The sequence below is a fragment of the Proteus faecis genome, assembly GCF_003144395.1.
Taxonomy (GTDB): domain Bacteria; phylum Pseudomonadota; class Gammaproteobacteria; order Enterobacterales; family Enterobacteriaceae; genus Proteus; species Proteus faecis.
Genome location: NZ_PENZ01000004.1, coordinates 1 through 4,838 on the forward strand (window position 1 = coordinate 1; position 4,838 = coordinate 4,838).

The 4,838-nt window shown below is 36.5% G+C and carries 9 protein-coding genes; all 9 read left to right on the plus strand.

What is annotated here, in order from left to right:
* The first annotated feature begins 94 nt into the window (after positions 1-94).
* The 9 genes from DK858_RS00940 (at position 95) to DK858_RS18220 (ending at position 4,775) form a co-directional block, all read left to right on the plus strand.
* The gene (locus tag DK858_RS00940; protein ID WP_109395834.1) at positions 95-376 is read left to right on the plus strand and encodes a hypothetical protein; all 282 of its coding nucleotides are present in this window, start codon (positions 95-97) and stop codon (positions 374-376) included.
* Complete coding sequence (locus DK858_RS00945) at positions 376-891, plus strand: ASCH domain-containing protein (RefSeq protein ID WP_109395835.1); 516 nt, start codon at positions 376-378, stop codon at positions 889-891. Before DK858_RS00940 ends, DK858_RS00945 begins: the two co-directional genes overlap by 1 nt.
* 28 nt (positions 892-919) lie before the next feature.
* On the plus strand, positions 920-1,642 hold the full coding sequence (locus tag DK858_RS00950; RefSeq protein ID WP_109395836.1) for a hypothetical protein: 723 nt from the start codon (positions 920-922) through the stop codon (positions 1,640-1,642).
* Positions 1,643-1,831: 189 nt separating this feature from the next.
* Positions 1,832-2,197, plus strand: a complete 366-nt coding sequence (locus tag DK858_RS00955; protein ID WP_109395837.1) for a DUF2528 family protein — start codon at positions 1,832-1,834, stop codon at positions 2,195-2,197.
* Positions 2,198-2,200: 3 nt separating this feature from the next.
* Positions 2,201-2,563, plus strand: coding sequence for a phage protein NinX family protein (locus tag DK858_RS00960; protein ID WP_109395838.1), 363 nt, complete (start codon positions 2,201-2,203; stop codon positions 2,561-2,563).
* Positions 2,553-3,098, plus strand: a complete 546-nt coding sequence (locus DK858_RS00965) for a phage N-6-adenine-methyltransferase (protein ID WP_109395839.1) — start codon at positions 2,553-2,555, stop codon at positions 3,096-3,098. Before DK858_RS00960 ends, DK858_RS00965 begins: the two co-directional genes overlap by 11 nt.
* Positions 3,099-3,105: 7 nt before the next feature.
* A complete protein-coding gene (locus tag DK858_RS00970) occupies positions 3,106-3,312 on the plus strand; it encodes a DUF4060 family protein (protein ID WP_069367891.1) in 207 nt (68 codons plus the stop codon).
* Between the two features lie 204 nt (positions 3,313-3,516).
* Positions 3,517-3,825, plus strand: coding sequence for a hypothetical protein (locus DK858_RS18120; RefSeq protein ID WP_175304877.1), 309 nt, complete (start codon positions 3,517-3,519; stop codon positions 3,823-3,825).
* A gap of 293 nt (positions 3,826-4,118) precedes the next feature.
* Entirely contained in the window at positions 4,119-4,775 is a 657-nt protein-coding gene (locus DK858_RS18220) for a site-specific integrase (RefSeq protein ID WP_228407140.1), read from the plus strand.
* The last annotated feature ends 63 nt before the right edge of the window (positions 4,776-4,838 follow it).

Below are 4,838 nucleotides of genomic sequence, written 5' to 3' on the forward strand. Positions count from 1 at the left end.
TATCCATCAAATAAAGATGTTAAAGGTGCATTTTTAGCGACAGCTTTAATTATCTTTTAATTTAACTCGCAGGGATGCAATAGAGGAATGAATAATGGCGATAGTTCAGTTTTATATAGCAGGCGGTAAAGGCGAAGACCCATCAGGAATTAGTGAAGAAAACCTCTATGAATTACCAGATGATCATAATTTCAGTGCTGATGATGACCTAGATTCATGCATTGAAGTATGTGCAGAATATTATCACGCTGATTGTGACGGATGGGAAGATCAGTGGCCATTGTTATTCATGTTGTGGATTGATGACCAATATCTTGGCACGTTTGAAGTTGAGCGTGAGTTTGACCCAGTGTTTTCAGCTAATAAGGTGGAGTAATGAAAGACAGAATCAAGTTTAACAATGTTATGTTAGTGGCTGTCATGGATGGCAGAAAAACACAGACGCGCCGACCAATAAAACCACAGCCCAAAATAACAGAAGAAATATTACGCAAACTCGGCACATGGCAAGAAGGCTATACCCTATCTCAACAAACATGCGCAGCGTGGCGACACGGATTTATTGATGATAATTGCCCTTATGGACAAGCTGGCGACATCATCAACATTGCAGACAAAGACGGTAATATCAAAGGGGAAATTGAAATTACTGATGTTTGGGTTCAGCAAGTTCAGGAGATATCACAGGATGATGTTATTGCAGAGGGAATTACAACTGGTAAATATGGAAATGAAGGTAACTGGTTAACTGGATTTTATGTGCCAAATAGTAATCAGCCATATCAAACGGCAAAATCAGCATTCTGCGCCTTATGGCAGTCAATATATGGCGTAGATAGTTTTTATAAAAATCCTTGGGTGTGGGTTATTGAGTTTCGCAAAGTAGACTAAGGAGGCATTTTGACAGTGGATTAGTCACATGGATGTGAGTATGATTCCAATATTTATAATGGTATCCACGATGATAGAACTATCTTCAAAGCTTAAAAATATTATTTTTTGGGTGTCAACAGCTTCAATATCTTTAATTGTTTTTGGTGTTTTTGTTATTGATATATTTGTCACCGATGCTCATGGAAAAGATAAACTCAGCATTATTTTTTCTTATCTATCAACTATCTTTGCATTCTTATCTTCGCTAGCCTTATTTGCCACCATAGGTGTTTATTTTTGGCAAAAGAATGATGAAAAAAATAAACAGAATGAAACTAATGCCAAGTTATGTTATTTCTTAAGTGAAAAGATAGCGCACTTACAATCATTGATTAAATTTGTAAAAATGATAAATAATGAAAAAATAAAAATAACGAGAGTTATGCTAAATGGTAGTGAAATTACTATATATAGCAATAATAAAAAAAGCCCAGAATGTCATGACTTATACTTTACATATCATGATGAGTTTATTCAAAATAACAAGATACTAGGAAGCCTAAGGGTAATATTATATATTAGTGAAGTTGAAATAATAAGCGATGAAGTAATATCAATTATAAACTCATACACTTGCGCCTCACATAAAAGTGATGGTCAAAAAAAAATATATTATAATAAGCTCCATATAAAACATCTAATGGAGAAGTTAAATTTAAATGAAACTAAACTTAATAGAATAAAAAAATATATTTCATCCCTGCACTAGCAGGGTTTTTTATACCTAAAATTCAGAGTAATAATTAATGCAAATAATCGGATATGTATTACTCATACTAATACAGGGTTCTGCTGTGCCTGTAACGGAAGATATATACACGCAATCGGAATGCAATAAACGTGCTGAATATTTAATGTCAGTGAGGAATGTTGAAGTTATTTGTGGAGAAATATACAGATGAGACAAATTAAAATAAGTTCTGGCTCGTGGCAAAAAGATTTGGAAATGGTTGTCACTGTTATCGATGAAGATAAATTTAAAAAATCATGTGAACAAATTAATAAATTCTATTCTGGTGATGAATATAGAGCTGATATACACGGTAGCCATGAGAAAGCAGGTTTTGCAATGTTCTGCGCTGAGCGCTTCCAGCAAATAGCATTCAATAACTTCAAGGATGAAGAATGGCTTACCGAGCAATTCGATTGGTCTAAAGATAAAGGAATTGATGGCTATCCTTCTCTAGATGATATGGGGATTCGGATTGACGAAATAGAACCTTGGTTTATTGACTCTGACGATATAGAAATTACAGGATGGTAATCAATGAATAAATACACCGAACTATCTGATTTCGAGATTAATTTATTAGTAGCTCAATCTGTTTTACCTGAAACGCAATACGATGTAATTAAGCAAACAATGGATATTATCCAATTCCTTGTTGATGGCTCGTTTGGTTATCGCTTTTTCGACCCATGCAATAACCCGTCTGATGCCATGACGATTATTATTGAGAATAAGATATCTGTAATCTTTGACACTGGGTGTAAAGAGTGGGCTGCTGGCATTGCTTACTGGGTAGATGGTTATGAGTGGCAAGTAAGCGATGAAGTGAGAAAAAATAACCCACTGCGCGCAGCTATGGAATTATTCTTAATAATAAAGGATGCGGAGAATGAAGGCTGACTACGGAGGTAGCCATACACCAAAGGAACTGCGGGATAGATGGCAAACTCCCCTGCCTTTATTCACAGCATTGGACGCTGAATTTGGTTTTTATTTAGATGCCGCCGCCGATAAAAATAATCATCTTTGTACTCATTATCTTACCGAAAAAGACAACTCGCTAAATTGCGATTGGGAAAGCTATGGGGCGATATTCTTAAATCCGCCCTATTCTGATATTCAGCCTTGGGTTAATAAAGCCGCCGAACAATGTAAAAAGCAATTACAATCCGTCGTAATGTTAATTCCTGCCGATACTTCTGTTGGTTGGTTTAATTCTGCATTAGAAACAGTTGATGAAGTGAGATTAATTACAGGAGGAAGAATATCATTTATTAATGCAGGAACAAACAAACCAGTTAATGGTAATAATAAAGGCTCAATGCTTTTAATATGGCGACCATACATCAAACCACGAAAGATAATTAATACTGTCGATAGAGACGAGTTAATTAATATCGGCAATAAAATATTAAATGAATGGAAAATAGCATAGGTGAATTATGAGATTAATAATTCGAGGTGAAGTCACGCCCACAGAAAGGATTGCTATTAATGAGGCGCTGGAAGCCCATAAAAAGAAATATAATCGAACTGGAATAATCGTTAGTCACAAAATAAAGATAGGAAAGAATATCTACCCAGTCGAAATAGAAAACTGTCGTAAATCATATATGGTCACTTTGCGTAATAAAAGGCAAAGACTATGAATGCACAGGCAATGGAAAATGCACGAAGGCAAATAGCAAAGGAATGCCTCATCGAACTAAGAAGCCACGGAATACCCAACGACAAACTAACCACTCAGATCCTCGATAAATACACACCGAAGTTTAAGCCTCTAAATCACACAAAGTACAACACCAAAGATGTTATGTGCCAATACATCAGAAATCTGCAAAAGGAAGAGAAGAATGGAAGATGACTGCATGACATTGAAAGAGTTTGCAGGGAAGCTAAAACTCTCACCATCGACTATCTATAAAAACCCACCAAAATATTACATGTTTAAGGTAGGTGGTTCATGGCGAGCTAACAAGGAAAGCCTGAAAAAGTTTGAACAGGCGCAGTTTAATGACAATAATGTTTACCGGCTGGCTGTGGTCGGTGGCAGGAGAAATTCAAAATGCCGATCTACAAAAGAGGGAATACGTTCTGGATTGATGTCACATCTCCAAGTGGAGAAAGAATTAGGAGATCTACTGGCACCACGAACAAGGTGAAAGCTCAGGAGTATCACGATAAATTAAAGTACGATCTGTGGCAGATAGACAAATTAGATAAATCGCCAGAACGAACATTCGATGAGATGATGATTTTGGCGCTAAGAAACGCTGAGAGTCATCGAAGTTTTGCAAATTCACAAACTAATGCAAGGTATTTCCTAGCTATTTTCAAGGGAAGAAAACTATCCACTATTACCAGTGATGAGATCACGAACTCACTGCCTGTGTATAGCACGAAAACAAAGAGAAAACTCTCTAACGCATCCAAAAACAGGTATCGTTCATTTATTATGAGGGCATTTTCATTAGCTCACAAAAGCGGATGGATAAAAGAAAAACCGCATGTTCCATCGTTTAGAGAACCAGTTGTCAGGGTTAGATGGATCGAAAAGGAAGTGGCGATTGAGCTCATTGATAATCTAAAGCTAAAGTGGATGAAAGACTTAGTTAGCTTGGCATTATTAACTGGAGCAAGACGAGGTGAGTTACTATCCCTAACTTGGAGCAATGTTGACTTAGATAGAGGGGTTGCAATAGTAACACCTGAAAACTCAAAATCTAACCGAGGTCGCCCTCTTCCTTTAAATGAAGATGCTGTAAATATTTTACGCAATATTCCAAGAGAATTTGAATATGTATTTACGAGAACAGGAAAAAGAAAACGATCTATCGGTCTTGAAGATTTTGAACGGGCAGTTAGATTGACTGGGCTAACAGATTTTAGATTTCATGACCTGCGCCACACATGGGCAAGTTGGCATGTTCAGAGCGGAACACCATTAATGGTATTAAAAGAAATGGGAGGATGGGAAACATTAGAAATGGTTAAGAGGTACGCCCATTTAAGTGGTGAGCATTTAACCAAATACAGTGAGCGCGTCACAATTTCGACACACTCGAAGAATGAAGCCAGCAAAAAGCCACACCTAACTCTTTTAACTGGCTGATTAATATAAATTAATATTGCTCATCATCTAAAGTAAAACGCAATCTTGAATAGATTTAATATC